The sequence below is a fragment of the Sphingomonas sp. NIBR02145 genome (assembly GCF_027359115.1).
In the GTDB taxonomy this organism is placed as follows: Bacteria; Pseudomonadota; Alphaproteobacteria; order Sphingomonadales; family Sphingomonadaceae; genus Sphingomonas; species Sphingomonas kyeonggiensis_A.
Window position 1 is genome coordinate 3,411,529 of sequence record NZ_CP114791.1, and the last position, 16,716, is coordinate 3,428,244.

The 16,716-nt window shown below is 65.7% G+C and carries 22 protein-coding genes; 15 read left to right on the forward strand and 7 right to left on the reverse strand.

The features are described 5' to 3' along the window. Positions 1-72 precede the first annotated feature (72 nt). A complete protein-coding gene (locus O3305_RS15350) occupies positions 73-402 on the forward strand; it encodes an SMR family transporter (protein ID WP_269573327.1) in 330 nt (109 codons plus the stop codon). Positions 403-489: 87 nt separating this feature from the next. On the opposite strand, the gene O3305_RS15355 is transcribed toward O3305_RS15350, so the two are convergent. From O3305_RS15355 to hemE, 4 genes are all read right to left on the reverse strand, one after another. Further along, positions 490-1,191 (reverse strand): TerC family protein, encoded by a 702-nt coding sequence (locus O3305_RS15355; protein ID WP_269573328.1) that lies wholly within the window; start codon positions 1,189-1,191, stop codon positions 490-492. A gap of 122 nt (positions 1,192-1,313) precedes the next feature. Further along, positions 1,314-2,570 carry a transcription termination factor Rho gene (rho, locus tag O3305_RS15360; RefSeq protein ID WP_184163328.1) on the reverse strand — a complete coding sequence of 419 codons (1,257 nt, stop codon included), beginning with the start codon at positions 2,568-2,570 and terminating at the stop codon, positions 1,314-1,316. Between the two features lie 227 nt (positions 2,571-2,797). Further along, positions 2,798-3,250 carry a CopD family protein gene (locus tag O3305_RS15365; RefSeq protein WP_269573329.1) on the reverse strand — a complete coding sequence of 151 codons (453 nt, stop codon included), beginning with the start codon at positions 3,248-3,250 and terminating at the stop codon, positions 2,798-2,800. Between the two features lie 2 nt (positions 3,251-3,252). Continuing rightward, positions 3,253-4,200, reverse strand: coding sequence for a uroporphyrinogen decarboxylase (gene hemE, locus O3305_RS15370; protein WP_269573330.1), 948 nt, complete (start codon positions 4,198-4,200; stop codon positions 3,253-3,255). Between the two features lie 403 nt (positions 4,201-4,603). On the opposite strand from hemE, the gene O3305_RS15375 reads away from it, so the two are divergent. From O3305_RS15375 to O3305_RS15425, 11 genes are all read left to right on the forward strand, one after another. Continuing rightward, positions 4,604-5,428: a pyruvate, water dikinase regulatory protein gene (locus tag O3305_RS15375; RefSeq protein WP_269576529.1), complete on the forward strand. Its 825-nt coding sequence runs from the start codon at positions 4,604-4,606 to the stop codon at positions 5,426-5,428. 38 nt (positions 5,429-5,466) lie between these two features. Continuing rightward, positions 5,467-6,021 carry a Maf family protein gene (locus O3305_RS15380; RefSeq protein ID WP_269576530.1) on the forward strand — a complete coding sequence of 185 codons (555 nt, stop codon included), beginning with the start codon at positions 5,467-5,469 and terminating at the stop codon, positions 6,019-6,021. Beyond that, the gene (gene aroE / locus O3305_RS15385) at positions 6,018-6,827 is read left to right on the forward strand and encodes a shikimate dehydrogenase (protein ID WP_269573331.1); all 810 of its coding nucleotides are present in this window, start codon (positions 6,018-6,020) and stop codon (positions 6,825-6,827) included. Before O3305_RS15380 ends, aroE begins: the two co-directional genes overlap by 4 nt. Beyond that, the gene (gene coaE, locus O3305_RS15390) at positions 6,824-7,429 is read left to right on the forward strand and encodes a dephospho-CoA kinase (protein WP_269573332.1); all 606 of its coding nucleotides are present in this window, start codon (positions 6,824-6,826) and stop codon (positions 7,427-7,429) included. The genes aroE and coaE overlap by 4 nt, the downstream gene beginning before the upstream one ends. Positions 7,430-7,436: 7 nt before the next feature. Beyond that, the gene (gene dnaQ / locus O3305_RS15395; protein ID WP_269573333.1) at positions 7,437-8,129 is read left to right on the forward strand and encodes a DNA polymerase III subunit epsilon; all 693 of its coding nucleotides are present in this window, start codon (positions 7,437-7,439) and stop codon (positions 8,127-8,129) included. Positions 8,130-8,203: 74 nt separating this feature from the next. After that, positions 8,204-8,806, forward strand: a complete 603-nt coding sequence (hpf, locus tag O3305_RS15400; RefSeq protein ID WP_184163307.1) for a ribosome hibernation-promoting factor, HPF/YfiA family — start codon at positions 8,204-8,206, stop codon at positions 8,804-8,806. 43 nt (positions 8,807-8,849) lie between these two features. Continuing rightward, positions 8,850-9,317 (forward strand): PTS sugar transporter subunit IIA, encoded by a 468-nt coding sequence (locus O3305_RS15405; RefSeq protein WP_184163303.1) that lies wholly within the window; start codon positions 8,850-8,852, stop codon positions 9,315-9,317. Next, the gene (locus O3305_RS15410) at positions 9,277-9,768 is read left to right on the forward strand and encodes a PaaI family thioesterase (RefSeq protein WP_269576531.1); all 492 of its coding nucleotides are present in this window, start codon (positions 9,277-9,279) and stop codon (positions 9,766-9,768) included. The genes O3305_RS15405 and O3305_RS15410 overlap by 41 nt, the downstream gene beginning before the upstream one ends. Next, positions 9,768-10,106 (forward strand): DUF1491 family protein, encoded by a 339-nt coding sequence (locus tag O3305_RS15415; protein WP_446745953.1) that lies wholly within the window; start codon positions 9,768-9,770, stop codon positions 10,104-10,106. The genes O3305_RS15410 and O3305_RS15415 overlap by 1 nt, the downstream gene beginning before the upstream one ends. Positions 10,107-10,298: 192 nt before the next feature. Further along, positions 10,299-10,907 carry a cell wall hydrolase gene (locus O3305_RS15420; RefSeq protein ID WP_269573334.1) on the forward strand — a complete coding sequence of 203 codons (609 nt, stop codon included), beginning with the start codon at positions 10,299-10,301 and terminating at the stop codon, positions 10,905-10,907. A gap of 50 nt (positions 10,908-10,957) precedes the next feature. Continuing rightward, positions 10,958-11,455 (forward strand): MmcB family DNA repair protein, encoded by a 498-nt coding sequence (locus O3305_RS15425; RefSeq protein ID WP_269573335.1) that lies wholly within the window; start codon positions 10,958-10,960, stop codon positions 11,453-11,455. Between the two features lie 188 nt (positions 11,456-11,643). On the opposite strand, the gene O3305_RS15430 is transcribed toward O3305_RS15425, so the two are convergent. Continuing rightward, the gene (locus O3305_RS15430; RefSeq protein WP_269573336.1) at positions 11,644-12,261 is read right to left on the reverse strand and encodes an ankyrin repeat domain-containing protein; all 618 of its coding nucleotides are present in this window, start codon (positions 12,259-12,261) and stop codon (positions 11,644-11,646) included. Positions 12,262-12,330: 69 nt separating this feature from the next. On the opposite strand from O3305_RS15430, the gene O3305_RS15435 reads away from it, so the two are divergent. The 3 genes from O3305_RS15435 to O3305_RS15445 are packed head-to-tail and all read left to right on the forward strand — an operon-like array spanning position 12,331 to position 14,017. Continuing rightward, entirely contained in the window at positions 12,331-12,915 is a 585-nt protein-coding gene (locus O3305_RS15435) for an SCO family protein (RefSeq protein ID WP_269573337.1), read from the forward strand. Beyond that, positions 12,912-13,346 (forward strand): YcgN family cysteine cluster protein, encoded by a 435-nt coding sequence (locus O3305_RS15440; protein ID WP_184163288.1) that lies wholly within the window; start codon positions 12,912-12,914, stop codon positions 13,344-13,346. Before O3305_RS15435 ends, O3305_RS15440 begins: the two co-directional genes overlap by 4 nt. A 44-nt stretch (positions 13,347-13,390) precedes the next feature. Next, positions 13,391-14,017, forward strand: coding sequence for a M48 family metallopeptidase (locus tag O3305_RS15445; protein WP_446745955.1), 627 nt, complete (start codon positions 13,391-13,393; stop codon positions 14,015-14,017). Between the two features lie 37 nt (positions 14,018-14,054). Here O3305_RS15445 and O3305_RS15450 read toward each other — a convergent pair whose 3' ends face one another. Further along, positions 14,055-16,211, reverse strand: a complete 2,157-nt coding sequence (locus O3305_RS15450; protein ID WP_269573339.1) for a transglycosylase domain-containing protein — start codon at positions 16,209-16,211, stop codon at positions 14,055-14,057. A 50-nt stretch (positions 16,212-16,261) separates the two neighbouring features. Next, positions 16,262-16,687: a peptide-methionine (R)-S-oxide reductase MsrB gene (msrB, locus tag O3305_RS15455; RefSeq protein WP_184163282.1), complete on the reverse strand. Its 426-nt coding sequence runs from the start codon at positions 16,685-16,687 to the stop codon at positions 16,262-16,264. Positions 16,688-16,716: the final 29 nt, after the last annotated feature.

Genomic DNA, 16,716 nt, shown 5'->3' on the forward strand with positions numbered 1-16,716 from the left:
AGCCTCGGCGTCCAACGAACCCGGTTCGGCGCGACGCATGGCCTGCGGCTCCGAACCCAATCGGAGTCCGCCATGAACTATCTCTTCCTGAGTATCGCCATCGCTGCCGAAGTACTCGGCACCAGCTTCATGAAACAGTCCGAAGGCTTCACCCGCCTGGTGCCGAGCCTGGTCACGGTCATTGCCTATGCGGCTGCCTTTTACTGCCTGTCGCTCACCCTGCGGACGATCCCGACGGGAATCGCCTATGCGATCTGGTCCGGCGTGGGGATCGTGTTGATCACGGCGATCGCCTGGATTTTCCAGGGGCAGAAGCTCGATATGCCGGCAATGCTTGGGCTGGGACTGATCATCGCCGGTGTGGTGGTGATGAACCTGTTTTCCAAGGCAGTGGCGCATTAGGTCGCACCAGCCTGTGAAACGGAAAAGGCCGGGCAATGCCCGGCCTTCCCTCTCCTCCCGCAAGCACGGGAGACCTGGTAATCATCTTCAGAAGAAGCTGGTGATCCCCGGCGTCTCGTGCGTGCCCACCCAGCCTTCATAGATCATGCGGAACGCCACGAAGACGATCACGATCAGGCCGATATAGGCGATCCAGGGATAGCGGTTGATCAGCTTGGCGATCAGGTTTGCCGCGATGCCCATCAGCGCCACCGAGAGCAGCAGCCCGACGACGAGGATACCGGGATGCTCGCGGGCCGCGCCGGCGACCGCCAGGACATTGTCGAGGCTCATCGAGACGTCGGCGACCGCAACCGCCCAGGCGGCCGCGGCGAAGCTCCTGGCGGGCTTCAGGCCCGATTCCACCTCATCGGCGTGCGGGCCGCCCTCGCGGATCTCGCGCCAGAACTTCCAGCTCACCCAGAGCAGCAGCAGGCCACCGGCGAAGATCAGGCCGACAATGCCCATCAGCCAGCTGACGATCAGCGCAAAGGCGATGCGCAGGACCAGCGCGGCGCCGATGCCGATCAGGATGACCTTCTTGCGCTGCTCGGCGGGGAGCCCCGCGGCAAGCGCACCGACGACGATCGCATTGTCGCCCGCCAGCACCAGGTCGATCATCAGCACCGAGCCGAATGCGGCGAGCGCGGACGGATCGCCCAAGTTCGAGAAATCGGCGAGGATATGCTGCCAGATATCGGCAGGAGAGCCGATTCCGGCTGCGGCGGCGCTGAGGAGCATGTCGAGCATCGGCTAAGCCCTAACGCGCTTGCAGCGGCATGCAAGCGTCGGGCGCGTCCAGCATCAAAACGAAAAAGGCCGGGCGCTGGGCCCGGCCTTTTCGTCCTGTTCCACGTGGAGCGTGGGACAGCTTACTGGTTCATCGAGTCGAAGAAATCCTCGTTGGTCTTCGAGTCCTTCATCTTGTCGAGCAGGAACTCCATCGCATCGACGGTGCCCATCTGCATGAGGATGCGGCGCAGCACCCACATCTTGGTGAGCTTGGCCTTGTCGACCAGCAGCTCTTCCTTGCGGGTGCCCGACTTGCCGACGTCGAGCGCCGGGAAGATGCGCTTGTCCGCCACCTTGCGGTCGAGGACGATTTCCGAGTTACCGGTGCCCTTGAACTCTTCGAAGATGACTTCGTCCATGCGGCTGCCAGTGTCGATCAGCGCGGTGGCGATGATCGAGAGCGAACCGCCCTCTTCGATGTTGCGCGCGGCGCCGAAGAAGCGCTTCGGGCGCTGCAGGGCGTTGGCGTCGACACCGCCGGTCAGCACCTTGCCCGACGAAGGCACCACGGTGTTGTAGGCGCGGCCAAGACGAGTGATCGAATCGAGCAGGATGACCACATCCTTCTTGTGCTCGACCAGGCGCTTTGCCTTTTCGATAACCATTTCAGAGACTTGCACGTGGCGCTGGGCCGGCTCGTCGAAGGTCGAGGAGATCACCTCGCCCTTCACCGAGCGCTGCATGTCGGTGACTTCCTCGGGGCGCTCGTCGATGAGCAGCACGATCAGGAAGACTTCGGGATGGTTGTCGGTGATCGCCTTGGCGATGTTCTGCAGCATCACCGTCTTGCCGACGCGCGGCGGCGCGACGATCAGCGTGCGCTGGCCCTTGCCCTGCGGCGAGACGATGTCGATGACGCGGGCCGACTTGTCCTTCTGGGTCGGGTCGAGCTGGTCGAGCGTCAGCTTGCTCTCGGGATAGAGCGGGGTGAGGTTGTCGAAGTTGACGCGGTGACGGACCGCGTCGGGATCATCGAAATTGACCGAGACCAGGCGGACCAGGGCGAAATAGCGCTCGCCATCCTTGGGCGCGCGAATCTCGCCTTCCACCGTATCGCCGGTGCGCAGGCCGAACTTGCGGACCTGGTTGGGCGAGACATAGATGTCGTCCGGGCCGGCGAGATAGTTCGCCTCGGGGCTGCGCAGGAAGCCGAAGCCGTCCGGCAGCACCTCGATCGTGCCCAGGCCCAGGATCTGCTCGCCATTCTCGGCCTCTGCCTTGAGGATGCCGAACAGCAGGTCCTGCTTGCGCAGCGTCGAAGCGCTCTCCACGCCGAGCTCCTCGGCCATCGAGACCAGTTCGGCGGGGGCTTTCTTCTTGAGGTCCTTGAGATGCATTGGGAGTCCGGGTGCTTGGATGCTGGGGGGAGCGTCGGTCGGCGGGTAGAGTCGCGCGCGAATAACGATGCTTGGAGGAGGGATGGCCCGGTGACCCGGTCCACAGCGCCGAATTAGGAGTGGCCTACCCCCAAGTCAACCGGTCTCCGCGGTCTGGTATGCGCTTTTGCGGCAAGCGGTAAGTTGCGGCGACAAACCGAAATGGCGCAACTAAATTGCGCCAACGCTCAGAAGGGCTTCACCACCGCGAGGATCACGATGAGGATCACCGCCAGCGCCGGCACTTCGCCGACCAGCCGCAGCGTCCGCGGCGCGATCGCACCCTGCCCCTTCGCCAGCTTCTTCGAATAGCCTACCGCCCAGCCGTGATAGCCGGAAAGCAGGAACACGATCAGCAGCTTGGCATGGAGCCAGCCGAGCCCTGCTCCGCTTTCGAACAAGCCGAGATTGGCGGCGAGCATCAGGCCGAGCAGCCAGACGATCCCGATCGAGGGCGTGAGGATCATTCGACGGAGCAGCGCCTCGCGCTTTTCCCAGGCGGCTGCCTCGGGCGTGCCCAGCGCTTCCTGGTGATGGACGAGATAGCGCGGCAGCAGGAACAGGCCGGCCATCCAGAAGATCACGAAGATGATGTGGAACGCCTTGACCCAAAGATACGCCCCACCGAGGAATCCCGCCATCTCTACCCCCTGATCCGCGCCAGCAGCCGCTCGACATGCTCGATTGGCGTGTCCTGCTGGATGCCGTGCCCGAGATTGAACACATGCGGACGGGTTGGGAAGGCCGAAAGGATCCGGTCGACCGCGCGATCGAGCGTATCGCCGCCGGCGATCAGCGCGAGCGGATCGAGATTGCCCTGCACCGGCAGCCCTTCCGGCAGCACGGCGTCGGCCCAGGCCGGATCGACCGTCTCGTCGAGTCCGATCGCATCGACGCCGGTCTCGCGCGCATAGGCGGGCAGCTTGCCACCGGCGCCCTTGGGGAATCCGATCACCGGTGCCTTGCCCTTCACCGCCGCGGCGATGCGGGCGGTCGGCGCGATCACCCAGCGCTCGAACTGCTCGGGCGAAAGGCTGCCGGCCCAGCTGTCGAACAGTTGTACGGCTTCGACGCCGGCATCGATCTGTGCCGCCAGATAGTCGATCGTGCAGTCGGCGATGCGATCGACCAGCGCCTGCATGAGTCCGGGATCGCCATAAGCGAGTCTGCGCGCCTCGGCCTGCTCGCGACTCCCCTGTCCGGCGATCATATAGGTGGCAACGGTCCAGGGGCTGCCTGCGAAGCCCAGGAAGGTGGTTCGCGGGTCGAGGGCGGCCCGTACCTGCCGAACGGTCTCATAGACCGGCTGCAGGGCCTCAGGACGCGATTCAAGGCCATCCAGGATCTGACGGGCCGTCACGGTCGGCGCGAGGCGGGGACCTTCGCCGGTTTCGAACCAGAGTTTCTGGCCCAGCGCCATCGGCACCATCAGGATGTCGGAGAACAGGATCGCGCCGTCCATGCCGAAGCGGCGGATCGGCTGGAGGGTGATCTCGGCCGCGGCTTCAGGGTCGAGCGCGAGTTCGAGGAATCCGCCCTTCTCGGCCCGGAGCGCGCGATATTCGGGCAGATAGCGACCGGCCTGACGCATCAGCCAGACGGGCGGAGTCTCCTGTCGAACACCCTGGAGCGTCTCGAGCAGCGGCTTGGAATGGGAGTCGGTCAGGGCCTCGTTCCTAAAACAATAAAGAATGAATCTAGAGATTGTTGGAGTCTGTTGGCGCGTGAAAGCCGGGGCTTATGCACTCGTCCGCGAGTTGCCAACAGTTTGACTCTGGCGGCCCCTCGGGAGTCCTCGGATTCGCGCACGCCGTCCCCGTTTTCAACAGGCTGTGGATTGGAATCACAAGTTGGGGACGCGGCTGTGGACGAATCACCAGTGGGAGTCACCAAACTGACCCGATTGGTTCATCCGCCGGGTTGCGCTAGTGGCTGTCAGCCATGTTATCCACAGATTCACACCCAGCGGCGCTCCGCGCCTTCCACAAGGGTCACTGATGCGGCTTCACCTCCACCTCCTCTCCGATTCCACCGGCGAGACGCTGGAGAACATCGCCAAGGCGGCACTCGCCCAATATGACGATGTCGAAACGCTCCGCCACTTCTGGCCGATGGTGCGCAGCGAAGCGCATCTCGAGCGGATCCTCCAGGAGATCGCCCAGAATCCGGGGCTGGTGCTCTACACGCTGGTGAACCCGGAGATCCGCCGCACGCTGGAGAGCCGCTGCCGCGCGATGGGCCTGCCGGCGATCGCGCCGCTCGATCCGGTCAACCACGCACTGTCCAACCTGCTCGGCCAGGAAGCCAAGGCGCGGCCGGGCCGGCAACATACGCTGGATGCCGCCTATTTCGCCCGTGTCGATGCGATCCAGTTCACCATCGCGCATGATGACGGGCTGCTCGCCGAGGATTGGGAAGAGGCGGACATCCTCCTCGCCGGCGTCTCGCGTTCGTCCAAGACGCCGACTTCGATCTACCTGGCGAACCGCGGCTACAAGACCGCTAACATCCCGATCGTGGTGGAATCGCCGCCGCCGCCCGAGCTCTACAAGCTCAAGCATCCGCTGATCGTCGGCCTCACCACCAGCGCCGACCGGCTGATCCAGATCCGTCGCAACCGCCTGCTCTCGCTCAACCAGGCCACCGAGACGAGCTATGTCGAGCAGGATGCGGTGACCCGCGAAGTCGCCTATGCGCGGCGGATGTTCGCCGACAATGGCTGGCCGGTGATCGACGTCACAAGGCGTTCGATCGAGGAAACCGCGGCGGCGATCATCCAGCTGTGCAACGAGCGGACGCTCGAAAAAGGAAAAGCATGAAACTCGTACTCGCTTCGCAAAGCGCCTCGCGCCGCGCGATGCTCAACGATGCCGGCGTGCCGCATGAAGCCGTGACGGCACAGGTCGACGAAGCCTCGGCCAAGGAATCTTTGCTCGCGAGCGGCATCGCGCCGCGCGACCTGGCGGATGCGCTGGCCGAGCTGAAGGCGCTCAAGGTCTCCGGCCTTGTCCCCACGGCGCTGGTACTCGGCGGCGACTCGCTGGTCGCGCTCGACGACGGCTCGCTGCTCGACAAGCCGGAGAGCCGCGAGCAGGCCGCCGACCATCTCCGCCGCATGTCGGGCAAGACGCACGACATCTACAGCGCCGCGGTGATCGCCGAGGGTGGCCGCGCAGTGTGGCGGTTTGTCGATCGCGCCAAGCTCCATGTCCGGCCGCTGTCCGAGGAATTCATCGAGGAATATCTCGATGTCGAATGGCCTGCGATCGCCGGGTGCGTCGGCTGCTTCCGGATCGAGGGGCCGGGCGTCCAGCTGTTCAGCCGCACCGACGGCAGCCAGTTCACCATCCTCGGCATGCCGTTGCTGCCGATCCTTTCCTATCTGCGCACCCGCGGGGTTCTGACGTCATGACTGCATATGCCGAGGTGATCGGCGACCCCATCGCCCAGTCCAAGTCGCCGCTGATTCATGGCTTCTGGCTGGAGCAGCTCGGCATCGAAGCCGAATATCGCCGCGCGCATGTGAAGCCCGAGGAGCTTGCCGGCTATTTCGAGTCGCGGAAGGCGGATCCGGACTGGCGCGGCTGCAACATAACCCTGCCCCATAAGCAGGCGTCGCTCGAGTTCGTCGAGGATCGCGGCGGCGTCCGCGATTCGATCGGCGCGATCAACACGGTGGTACGCGCCGAGGATGGTGCGCTGATCGGCACCAACACCGATGCCGGCGGCTTCTATGCGCCGATCGCCGGGCTCGACCTCGAGGGCCGGCATGTCGTGGTCATCGGCGCCGGCGGTGCGGCGCGCGCGATCCTGTTCGCGCTGTCCCGTGTCGGCGTCGGCAAGGTCACCCTGCTCAACCGCAATGTGCTGAAGGGCGCAGCGCTGCTCTCCGGCTTCGGGATCAGGGGCGATGCGCTGCCGCTCACCGCCAAGCTGCCCCCGGCCGCGCTGCTGGTGAATGCCAGTGCGCTCGGCATGGTCGGCCAGCCGCCGCTCGAGATCGACCTGTCGCCGCTGCCCGAGGATGCGGTGGTCTATGACGCGGTCTATGCCCCGCTCGAGACCGAGCTGCTCGCCCAGGCGCGCGACCGCGATCTCGATACGGTAGATGGGCTCGAGATGCTGGTCGGCCAGGCCGCGCTCGCCTTCGAGCTGTTCTTCGGCGCCGAGCCTCCGCGCGACCGCGACGACGAACTGCGCGCGCTGCTGCTGAAATGAGCGATCGTCCGGTCACCCTGGGCCTCACCGGGTCGATCGGCATGGGCAAGTCGACCGTGGCGGCGATGTTCGCCGAAGACGGCGTGCCGGTGTTCGATGCCGATGCCGAGGTCCACAGGCTCCAGGGCCCGGACGGCGAAGCCGTCGCCGCGATCGAGGCCGAGTTTCCCGACACCACCAGCGAACTCGGGGTGAACCGCACGCTGCTGCGCGAGGCGGTGATGGCCGATCCCACTGCCTTTGCCCGGCTGGAAGCGATCCTCCACCCCGCTGTCGCCGACAAGCGCGAGGCCTTTCTCCAGGCGAATCGCGATGCGCCGCTGGTGGTGCTCGACATACCCTTGCTGTTCGAAGCGGGCGGCTGGCGCCATGTCGACAAGATCGCCGTGGTCTCCGCACCCCCCGAAGTGCAGCGCGAGCGCGTGCTGGCCCGGCCGGGCATGACCGAGGCGCGATTCGAAGCGATCCTCGCCCGCCAGCTGCCCGACTCGGAAAAGCGCGACCGCGCGGACTTCGTCGTCCCCACCGGCGGGACGATCGGGGAGACGCGCGCGGTGGTACGTAATGTCATCGCTTGCCTAGCGGGCCGCGCGGGAGGATAAGGTCGCAATGCGTGAAATCGTGTTCGACACCGAAACCACCGGGCTCAGCTTCTCTGGTGGCGACCGGCTGGTCGAGATCGGCTGTGTCGAGCTGGTCAATCGCGTGCTCACCGGGCGCAATTTCCACGTCTATATCAATCCCCAGCGGCCGATGCCGATCGAGGCGTTCAACGTCCACGGCCTGTCGGACGTGTTCCTCTCGGACAAGCCGCTGTTCGAGGATGTGGTCGAGGACATGCTCGAGTTCATCGGCGACAGCCCGATGATCGCGCACAACGCCAATTTCGACTTCGGCTTCATCAATGGCGAGCTGATCCGCAGCGGCCGGCCCATCGTCGACCTCAGCCGCATGGTCGATACGCTGGCGATCGCGCGGGTGAAGCATCCCGGCGCCAAGCATACGCTCGATGCGCTCTGCTCGCGCTATGGCATCGATCTGACCCAGCGCACGCTGCACGGCGCGCTGATCGACGCCTCGCTGCTGGCGCAGGTCTATGTCGAGCTGACCGGCGGCCGGCAGATCACGCTTGGCCTGGCGGTGGACGCGCCGGTGGTCCGCGAGACCGCCGCCGAAGCGCCGACACGGGTACATGTGCGTCCCGCACGACAATTTGCTGCGAGTCCGGCGGAACTCGAACGCCACGCAGCCTTTCTTTCCAAGATGGAGGAGCCGCTCTGGGGCACCGCCCCGACCAGTTGATCCCGGTAGTTGACCGCGGTCAATCGGTCCGGACCCCGCCCCAGCTAGGGTCCTCATAAAAGTGGAGGTGAACGATGGACATTCGGGTTTCTGGGCATCAGGTCGAGACTGGCGCCGCGCTCAAGGAGCAGGTGACCGAACGACTCCAGGGGATCGCCGACAAATATTTCTCGCGCGCCCTCTCCTCCCAGGCGACCTTCGGCAAGGGTCCGCACGATAACGGCTTCACCTGCGACATCGTGATGCACGTGATGCAGGGCCTGGTCCTCAAGGCGACCAACAAGGGCATGGAGGCACATGGCGCGTTCGACGGCGCGGCCGACCGGATCGACAAGCAGCTTCGCCGCTATACCCGCCGGCTCAAGGATCGGCAGAATGGCGTGGTCAACGCCTTCGCCGAGAATGGCGCCTATGACAACGGATCCTATGACAACAATGCCGGCTACACGCTGTTCCAGGAAAGCGTGGATGAGGACGAGGCCTCGGATGCGCCGCTGATCATCGCGGAGACCCGTGTCGACGTGCCGGATGCCACCGTTTCGGACGCAGTTATGATGCTCGACCTGCGGAATACCAACGCGCTGCTGTTCAAAAACAGCGCGACGGGCGCCCATAACATGGTGTATCGGCGCGGCGACGGGACGATCGGATGGGTGGAACCCAATCGCGCCGCCTGAGTATTAGGCAGGCCCCGGGGGGCGGACCTCAACTGGAATTTCGATGACGACGATCAGTGATTTGCTCGTGCCGGAGGCAGTGCTCTCCGGCGTGAGTGTTGCCAGCAAGAAGGCGCTGTTCGCGGCGCTGGGGGCCGCGGCGGCCGAGGCTTACGGCCTCGACGCCCGCGGTGTGGCCGAAACGCTTTCCGAGCGCGAGAAGCTCGGTTCGACCGGTTTTGGCGCCGGTATCGCCATCCCGCACGGCAAGCTCGAATCCATCCGCCGCGTCTGCGGCATATTCGTCCGGCTCGACAAACCCGTCGATTTCGGCGCGGTGGACGAACTGCCGGTCGACCTGGTGTTCATGCTGCTCTCGCCGGTCGGCGCGGGTGCCGAGCATCTCAAGGCGCTGGCCTGTGTCTCGCGGCTGCTGCGCGACAAGACCATCGCCGCCAAGCTGCGCGGCGCGGGCTCGCGCGATGCGCTCTATGCCCTGCTCGCTGGCGTGGAGACGCGTGACGCAGCCTGAGTCTCCCACGGGGGCGGAGGCGCATTTCCGTGCGCTCGAATCCCTTTATGCCGCGGCGCCGATCAACCGGCTGTTCGAGTCCGTGCTCGAGATCCCGGAACCCGGCGTCGCGCGCATCCGCTTCAATATCGACGAACGCTATTTCCACGCCGCCGGCGCGGCGCATGGCACGAGCTATTTCAAGATGCTCGATGACGCCGCCTTTTACGCGGTGAACAGCCTGGTCACCGATCGCTTCGTGCTGACCACCCAGTTCAACCTGCTGCTCACCAAGCCTCTGGGGCCTGGCCCTGTGGTGGCGGAGGGGCGCTGGGTTAGCGGGCAGCGTCGCGTGTTCGTGGGCGAGGCGCGGCTGATCGATGCGACCGGCGAGGAAGCGGCGCGCGGCACCGGCACCTTCATGCGCTCGCGTATCCCGCTCGCCACGCTTCCCGGCTACGCGCAGGGCTGATGGCGCGGCTCGCCACCGGCGTGCTGGTCAACGCGCTGATCCGCCGTGCCGAGGGTGCCGGCGGCAGCGCGATGGTGCTGGCCAAGGGGGACGCGACGGCCGGAGCGGTGCTGTTGCTGCTAGTCGAACGCGGCGCCAATCCGCGCTTCTTCGAGCGTGGCCTTGGTCCTGATGGGGGCGCCGCCCTAATTCGCTCGGGACCCCAGTTATTTGCCGACGACGGCGAAGTCACCGCCTATTGGCAGCGGCGTCGAGCGCGCGATTCAGATCTTTGGGTGATTGAACTGGATATCGCAGACGGCGAACGGTTCGCCGCTGAAACGATGACATTGAATTGACATAAGCCTCGCGCGCGGCGAAAGGGCCGACCACTTTCAATCGCGTTGTGCCTGCCGGGGTGTGAAGTCGGTCGGTTACGCAGTCGGGGGGGAAGCCCGGCGGCCCATATGAGAAACAGGGCCGGCCGCGCACCAACCGCACAGTAACGAACCCTAATGAAGTTCATCCATCGCGCCGCGGGTTTCGCGGCCGTGACTTTTTGCGCTGGCGCACTTGCGAATGCCGCCACGCTCGACGTGACCAACACCGTGCAGGATGCGCCGGTTCATCAGGTCAACGTCCAGAACCTCCAGCAGGTTCCCGCGCCGGCCCCCCAGGCCGCGCCGACTCCGGTCCAGGAAAAGACGGAAATCGTCCAGCCGATCCCCAATGTCGATGCGGACGAAGATTTCGCTTCGCTGTCTGATGCCGTGGCTGCGCAGGATGCGCCCGCGTCGCTCGACCGCGAGCTCAACTGCCTTGCCGTCAGCATCTATTACGAAGCCAAGGGCGAGCCCCTTTCGGGCCAGCTCGCGGTTGCCGATGTGATCCTCAACCGCACCGAGTCGGGCCGTTTCCCCACTTCGGTGTGCGGCGTCGTCACCCAGCGCGGCCAGTTCTCCTTCGTGCGCGGCGGCAAGCTGCCGACCCCGCCGTCGAACGGCCAGTGGAAGAAGGCGCTCGCGGTCGCCCAGGTCGCAATGAAGGACCAGTGGGATTCGCCGGTGCCGGAAGCGCTGTATTTCCATGCCCGCTACGTGAAGCCGAGCTGGAAGCGCGCCCGTGTCGGCTCGGTCGGCAACCATGTTTTCTATCGTTGAGCCGAGTCGCGGGGTTCCCCGCGTTCGCTTAATGTTCTAAACGGCCGGGGATGACCTCCCCGGCCGTTTCGCTTTCGGAAGACCCGCTGCCAGATGGCCCCCTGATCGCCGCCGATGTGGCGCGCGGGGTAACGCGCCTGCTGCTGCGCCATGATTGCGTCGCGCTGGCCGAAGTGCCGCTCGAGGGCGGCCGTCGCGCCGATCTGATGGCGATCGATTCCCGCGGCAACATCGTCATCGTCGAGATCAAGGTCTCGCGCGCCGATCTGCTCGGTGACGGCAAATGGACCGATTATCTCGCGCATTGCGACCGTTTCTTCTGGGCGGTGCCGGAAGGCTTCGACCTGCGGCCCTTCGAGCAGGAAGGCTTCCTGCCGGCGCGCGCCGGGCTGATCGTCGCCGATCGCTATGATGCGGCGGTGATGCGTGAAGCGGCGACGGTGCCGCTGCCGGCACCCACCCGCAAGAAGACTACGCTCGCCTTCGCCCGCCGCGCCGCGCGCCGGGTGATCCAGATGCTGGATCCCGATGCGGAGGCGGCGTTCTAGGCCTGTTGGAAGAATAGGATCCCGCGCGCGCAATAGGGCTGCTTGGGGCGCGCTTCCGGCCGGTGCCGGGCCGTCGAAAGGCGCGCACAAACCCGCTCTTGGCCTGTACTTCGTGTACTTTGGCGCCCGGCCGCAGCTTCGATGTTCGAGGGGGGAAGCCGGGAAGGGCCCGGCTTCCGTGCCGGGGCTTAGAGCTTCGGGCCTGCCGGCGCGGCAGCGCCGCTGCTCTTGCCGCCCTTGGGTGCTTCGTTGAGCAGCTTGGCGATCTGCGGGTAGCGGGTCTCGTCATGGGCATAGTCGCGGGCGGACTTGCCGGTGACATTGTCGGTGCGGTCCGGATTGGCGCCGGCATCGAGCAGCTGCCGGACCACGTCGATGTCATGGACCTGCACGGCGCGGATCAGCGGGGTCTCGCCGCTGCTGTTCGCCATGTTCACATTGGCGCCGTACTTGATCAGGATCTGCACGCCCTCGCCCCAACCCCGCTCCGCGGCGATGATCAGCGCGGTGTTGCCGCGGCCGTCCGGCAGGTTGGCGTTGATATCGTCCTGCTGGAGCAGCACGCGCAGATAGGTCGCGTCATTGCGCTTGGTCACGATGTGCAGCGCGCCCTCGCCGGTCGTGCGATCCTTCGCGTTGACGATGCGGAGCGACTTGTTCTCGAGATACTTGTTCACCTTGGCGCCGTCCGTCTCGCGGATGGCGTTGAGGAAGTTGTAGCTGTCCGAGAATTGCTGGGCCGATGCCGGCACGGCGGCGAGCATCAGCAGGGCGGCGCCGGCGGCGCCCATTACGCGTACGATCATGTGTTTGCCCAAACCCCATAGCGGCAGTGCTTGCAAGCCCCGAACTATCAGATCATGGCTGGCGATACCATGAGCAGGATATTTCAGGCCTTTGCGCCTTTGCTACTGATCGTCTCAGGCTGCAGCGGCGGCGCGGCCGATGAGCCCCCGCTGGCCGGGGCGCGGATCGGCGGGCCGTTCGCGCTCACCGATCCCGCGGGCAAGACGGTTCGCGACGGCGATTTCGCCGGCAAATATCGCATCGTCTATTTCGGGTACACCTGGTGCCCGGACATCTGCCCGAACGACATGCTCAAGATCGGCCAGGCGATGAAGACGCTCGACAAGCAGGCGCCGGACAAGGCGAAGGCGATCGTGCCGATCTTCATCACCGTCGATCCCGAGCGCGACACGCCCAAGGTGGTCGGCGAGTTCGTCCGCAATTTCGACGACCGGATCGTCGGGCTCACCGGCACTCCGGCGGCGATCCAGGCGGTTACCAGGCAATATGCGGTCTATGCCAAGAAGGAAGCACCCGGTCCGGGCGGCGCCTATCTGGTAGGACACAGCCAGATTGCCTATCTTATGGACCGGGACGGCAAGCCAATCACGTCGCTGCCGATCGAGAAGGATGCTCCGGCCCTTGTGGCGGAGCTCGAACACTGGGTGAAATGACCGGGAAATTCTGGGAAGACCTGCCGCTGGAAAAGCTCGACCGTGCGCAATGGGAAGCCCTTTGCGACGGCTGCGGCAAATGCTGCATCCACAAGCTGGAGGATGAGGAGACGGGTGAGCTGCACGCCACCAACGTCGCCTGCCGCCTGCTCGATCGGCGGATGGGGCGCTGTTCGGACTACAAGCACCGCCACGCCTATGTCCCCGAATGCGTGCGGCTGACGGTGCGCAACGTGCCCGAGATCGAGTGGCTTCCCTCCACCTGTGCCTATCGCCTGCGCAGCGAGGGCAAGCCGCTGCCCGACTGGCATTATCTGGTGAGCGGCGATCCCGAAGCGGTCCACAAGGCCGGTGAATCGACTCGCGGCTGGACGGTCAGCGAGGACGACGTGATCGATTTCGAGCATCACCTGGTGGACCGCGAACTTTGAGCGACCCCGAGATCGAGGTAGTCCGCAACGCCCGCTCGCGGCGGATGCGGCTCTCGGTCGATCCGCGCAGTGGCCGGATAAAGCTCACTCTGCCCCCGCGCGCTTCGCTCAAGAAGGCGATGGACTGGGCGCGTGAGCATCAGGGCTGGATTGCGGCGCAGCAGGCCAAGATGCCCGAGGCACGGCCATTCGAGCCGGGCGCGCGGATTCCGATCGGCGATGCAGAAGTGGAGATCGTCTGGCCCGCGACCGGTGCCGGCCGCACCCCGCGCCTGATCGGCGACCAGCTGCTCTGCGGTGGCCCGCGCGAGGGGTTGGAGAAGCGCATCGAGCGCTGGCTCCGCCAGGCGGCGCTCGATCTGCTGAGCGAGGAAACCGCCGAATATGCCGAGCGTGCCGGGGTGACGGTCACCAAGGTATCGATCGGCGATCCGCGCGGCCGCTGGGGCAGCTGCGCTTCGTCGGGCCAGATTCGCTACAGCTGGCGGCTGCTGCTCGCCCCGAGTTTCGTCCGCCGCTCCACGGTGGCGCATGAAGTGGCGCACCGCATCCATATGAACCATTCGCCGGCGTTCCACCGGGTGGTGGCCGAGCTCTACGAGGGCGATCCCGAGCGGGCCCGGGCCTGGCTCAAGCGCAACGGCGCCGGGCTGCACTGGTACGGGCGGTGATACTTCCCCTCCCTTCCGGGAGGGGGCTCACAAAGTGTTATTGCTGTTCGCCGCGAGGCGCCGCGTCCCGCGGCTGGGGCGCTTGCTGCCGCGGCGCGTCGCGCGGTGTGTCCCGGGGATCGCGCTGTGGCTGCGCAGGCGCCGAGGGACGGCGGCCGGTCATCCGGTCGATCCAGTCCTGGTCGAGCTGCTCGTCGCCCTGGCCGCCCTGCTGGCCGGGAATCGGCTGGACCTGTTCGGTGCCGTCGCCGCGCGGCTGCTGGTCTTCGGGCACCGGATTGCCGTCCTCATCGACGAACACGCCATTGTCGGGCTCGCCATAGGCGGCGTTCTCTTCGTCGAGCTGGTACTCGGGCAGGGTCACCTGGGTGTCGAACTGCTCGACCGGGCGCTTGGCTACGGCCTTGATCATGAAGTCATGGAAGGCACGCGCCGGGGCGGTGCCGCCCTGCAGGCCGGGGACGACCCTGGCATCGTCGCGGCCCATCCAAACGCCCGTGGTAAGGCCCGAGGAGAAGCCGACGAACCAGCCGTCCTTGTTCGAAGTGGTGGTGCCGGTCTTGCCTGCGACCGGGCGGCCGATCTGCGCGGCGCGGCCGGTGCCGGTGGCGACCGCGGTCTGCATCAGGTCGGTCATTTGCGCCGCGACATAAGGCGCGACGAGCACATGGCTGGTGTCCACCTCGTGCTGGTAGATCACCGCGCCGTTCGCAGTCACCCGAGTGATGCCATAGGGCGTCACCGCCACGCCCTTGTTCGCCACCGAGGCGAAGGCGCGGGTCATGTCGATCAGGCGCACGTCCGAAGTGCCGAGCACCATCGCCGGATGCGTGTCCACCGGCGTGGTGATGCCGAAGCGGCGCGCCATGTCGGCGATCGCGCCGAAGCCGACCTCCTGGCCGAGCTTCGCCGCGATCGTATTGACCGAATAGGCGAAGGCGGTGCGGATGTTCATCTCGCCGCGGAACGCGCCCGAGCTGTTGCGGGGGCTCCAGCCATTGATCGTCACCGGCTCGTCGACCACCAGGTCGTCGGGCTTGTGGCCCGATTCCAGCGCGGCGAGATAGACGAACAGCTTGAACGCCGAGCCCGGCTGGCGCGTCGCCTGGGTCGCGCGGTTGTAGATCGAGGCGACATAGTCCTTGCCGCCGACCATTGCGCGGACGGCGCCGTCGCGGTCGAGGCTGACCAGCGCACCCTGCGCGTTCTTCGGGGCATTGGCGCGGATCGCGTCATCGGCGGCGCGCTGCATGCCCAGGTCGAGCGTGGTCCACACCTCGAGCGGCGCTTCGGTCTCGTCGATCAGCACTTCGAGCTGGGGCAGCGCCCAGTCGGTGAAGTAGCGTACGCTGTTCTGCTTGGGTTCGGGCGCAAGTGCCACGGTGCGCGGATCGGTGCCCTTGGCCTGCGCCTCGGTGATCTTGCCGGTCTCGGCCATCAGGTCGAGCACTACGCTGGCGCGGCCGATCGCAGCGTCGGCGTCGGCGGTGGGCGAATAATGCGACGGCGCCTTGACCAGGCCGGCGATCACCGCCGCCTCGGCCAGGCTCAGATTCGTCGCCGGATGGCCGAAGAACTTCCGGCTCGCCGCGTCGATCCCATAGGCGCCGCCGCCGAAATAGACCTTGTTGAGATAGAGCTCGAGAATCTCGTTCTTGGTGAACTTGCGCTCCATCGACAGCGCGATGATGCCTTCGCGCACCTTGCGGCCGAGGTCGTACTTGTTCGACAGGAAGATGGTGCGTGCCACCTGCTGGGTGATGGTCGAGCCGCCCTGGAGGCGCCGGCCTTCGTCATGCAGCTGCTTGGCGCGCCAGAACATGCGGGCGACACCGACCGGATCGACGCCCCAGTGCGATTCGAAGCGGCGATCCTCGGTGGCGATGATCGCGTCCTTCATCACCTGCGGGATCTGGTCGTACTTGATCCACTCGCCATAGCTCGGCCCGAGCGAGACTAGCACGGTGCCGTCCGCGGCATGGACGCGGATCATCTGGCCGTTGGGCGACGACTTGAGTTCGTCGAAGCTCGGCAGCGTCGACTTGGTCGAATAGACCGCGATCAGCAGCGCGATGAATGCAAGCAGCGCCAGGCTGCCCCCGCTGATCAGAGTCCAGAAGGCAAGGCGCTTCCAGAAGGCAAGGTCACGCCATTTGGGCGTGCGGATCACGGCTGGCAGGTTTTTCGATGGCATCGGGGGAGTGCGATTAAGCCCTATTCGGCCCGCTCACAAGGATCAGGCGCTCAAGCCCGGTCGCTAGCGGCATTGTGGTTGCCACCACGTGAACGAAAATCGAGGCTGGCCGAGTTGATGCAGTAGCGCAGGCCGGTCGGCGGCGGCCCGTCGGGAAAGACATGGCCCTGATGCCCGTCGCAACGGGCGCAGCGCAGTTCGACGCGGCGCATGCCATGGCTGACATCGGCATGCTCGGTGACGTTCTCCGAATCGAGCGGCCGGGTGAAGCTGGGCCAGCCCGATCCCGAATCATATTTGTCGGCGCTGTCGAACAACTCGAGCTTGCAGCCGGCACAGAGATACAGGCCATCGGCCTTGTTGTCGGTAAAGCGGCCGGAAAAGGCGGGTTCGGTCCCGGCCTCTCGCAGCACGTGAAACTGTTCCGGGTTGAGGCGCTTGCGCCATTCGGACTCGGGGAGGTTCAGATGCTCCATGGACACAAGCATGTGTCCGGCACTGGATG

Coding starts and splice junctions, on each gene's coding strand:
- O3305_RS15350 (WP_269573327.1), top strand. CDS start 73: ATGAACTATCTCTTCCTGAGTATCGCCATCGCTGCCGAAGTACTCGGC.
- O3305_RS15355 (WP_269573328.1), bottom strand. CDS start 1,191: ATGCTCGACATGCTCCTCAGCGCCGCCGCAGCCGGAATCGGCTCTCCT.
- rho (WP_184163328.1), bottom strand. CDS start 2,570: ATGCATCTCAAGGACCTCAAGAAGAAAGCCCCCGCCGAACTGGTCTCG.
- O3305_RS15365 (WP_269573329.1), bottom strand. CDS start 3,250: ATGGCGGGATTCCTCGGTGGGGCGTATCTTTGGGTCAAGGCGTTCCAC.
- hemE (WP_269573330.1), bottom strand. CDS start 4,200: ATGCGTCAGGCCGGTCGCTATCTGCCCGAATATCGCGCGCTCCGGGCC.
- O3305_RS15380 (WP_269576530.1), top strand. CDS start 5,467: ATGCTCAACGATGCCGGCGTGCCGCATGAAGCCGTGACGGCACAGGTC.
- aroE (WP_269573331.1), top strand. CDS start 6,018: ATGACTGCATATGCCGAGGTGATCGGCGACCCCATCGCCCAGTCCAAG.
- coaE (WP_269573332.1), top strand. CDS start 6,824: ATGAGCGATCGTCCGGTCACCCTGGGCCTCACCGGGTCGATCGGCATG.
- dnaQ (WP_269573333.1), top strand. CDS start 7,437: ATGCGTGAAATCGTGTTCGACACCGAAACCACCGGGCTCAGCTTCTCT.
- hpf (WP_184163307.1), top strand. CDS start 8,204: ATGGACATTCGGGTTTCTGGGCATCAGGTCGAGACTGGCGCCGCGCTC.
- O3305_RS15405 (WP_184163303.1), top strand. CDS start 8,850: ATGACGACGATCAGTGATTTGCTCGTGCCGGAGGCAGTGCTCTCCGGC.
- O3305_RS15410 (WP_269576531.1), top strand. CDS start 9,277: ATGCCCTGCTCGCTGGCGTGGAGACGCGTGACGCAGCCTGAGTCTCCC.
- O3305_RS15415 (WP_446745953.1), top strand. CDS start 9,768: ATGGCGCGGCTCGCCACCGGCGTGCTGGTCAACGCGCTGATCCGCCGT.
- O3305_RS15425 (WP_269573335.1), top strand. CDS start 10,958: ATGACCTCCCCGGCCGTTTCGCTTTCGGAAGACCCGCTGCCAGATGGC.
- O3305_RS15430 (WP_269573336.1), bottom strand. CDS start 12,261: ATGATCGTACGCGTAATGGGCGCCGCCGGCGCCGCCCTGCTGATGCTC.
- O3305_RS15435 (WP_269573337.1), top strand. CDS start 12,331: ATGAGCAGGATATTTCAGGCCTTTGCGCCTTTGCTACTGATCGTCTCA.
- O3305_RS15440 (WP_184163288.1), top strand. CDS start 12,912: ATGACCGGGAAATTCTGGGAAGACCTGCCGCTGGAAAAGCTCGACCGT.
- O3305_RS15445 (WP_446745955.1), top strand. CDS start 13,391: ATGCGGCTCTCGGTCGATCCGCGCAGTGGCCGGATAAAGCTCACTCTG.
- O3305_RS15450 (WP_269573339.1), bottom strand. CDS start 16,211: ATGCCATCGAAAAACCTGCCAGCCGTGATCCGCACGCCCAAATGGCGT.
- msrB (WP_184163282.1), bottom strand. CDS start 16,687: ATGGAGCATCTGAACCTCCCCGAGTCCGAATGGCGCAAGCGCCTCAAC.